Here is a 992-nt window from a genome sequence, read left to right on the forward strand (position 1 = left end):
CACGCAGTCCGGTGGACCTGAGCACGCAGGGGGGCGAGCGTGAGAGCCATGGCGGCGTCCCAGCGCGCGGAGAGCACCAGGGCACGGAGGTCGAGCACCTCCTGACCGGACTGCTCTTTCCAGCGGCTGCCGGCGCGCTTCATGCGCAGGGCCACGAGCGATTTGCAGGTGGCCTCCACGTTGCCGCTGCCGATAGGCAGCCCCGCGGCACGGGCATCGGCGTAGTGCATGCGTTCGCCGTGGTTCTCCAGGTAGGTGAGGGCCTCGTGGACAGGGCGGCCGTCGGCGAGCCCGTCGTCGCGCTTGCCCGAGGCGCCCAGCACCCGCACCAGCTTCCAGACGGCGCCAGGTTGGTTGAGAAGCATCAGCTTCCACTTCTCACGCAGGGCCGCGGCCTCCTGCTTCGAGGGCGCCAGCAGCAGCGCCGCCGCGCCGAGTTTCTCCATGAGGTGCCAGAAGTCCACCAGGCGCACGACGGACCTGGCCGTGGCCGCGTGCGAGGCGAGGGCCTCGTCGAGCAGCGTGTGCAACTCCGGGGCACCGTCGGTGAGGACTACCACGCGCAAGGAGGGAAGCTGGCCCAGGAGGGCTTCCACGTCGAGGGCCAGCCGCCGGGCCAGCTCCTTGCCACCCCTGGCCGGCATGCGCCCGTAGCGCAGGGTGGAAAGGGCCTCGCCCTTCGCGTCATGGAAGGTCAGACAGGCCACGTAGGCCATGCGCCAGACGACGTCGACGGGCCTCTTCGCGGCGCCGCGTCGAGGTCGCCCCACGGGCCGAGCCTTCGGCTCCTCCATGGGCAAGGCCACCCGGTCCAAGCTGACGCTGATGCTGTGCGCGTCCTCGGGCACCGCGAGCGTTTCGGCCAGAGCGGCCTCCACGCGCACACGCCCCTCCCCGTACAGCGCGCCAACCGCATGCCCCACCCGCTCGAAGCTGCTGCGGCTGTAGGGCAGCACGCCCAGCGCGCGGGCAGTCCCCTGCGCCTCGCGCGA

Annotated in this window: 1 protein-coding gene; it reads right to left on the reverse strand. The window is 71.8% G+C overall.

Going from position 1 to position 992, the window contains the following annotated elements:
• On the reverse strand, positions 1-992 hold a 992-nt coding region (locus tag U8525_RS34320), incomplete at both ends, for an ISKra4 family transposase (protein WP_374270953.1).

Source organism: Corallococcus sp. RDP092CA (genome assembly GCF_041903675.1).
Classification (GTDB): Bacteria; Myxococcota; Myxococcia; order Myxococcales; family Myxococcaceae; genus Corallococcus.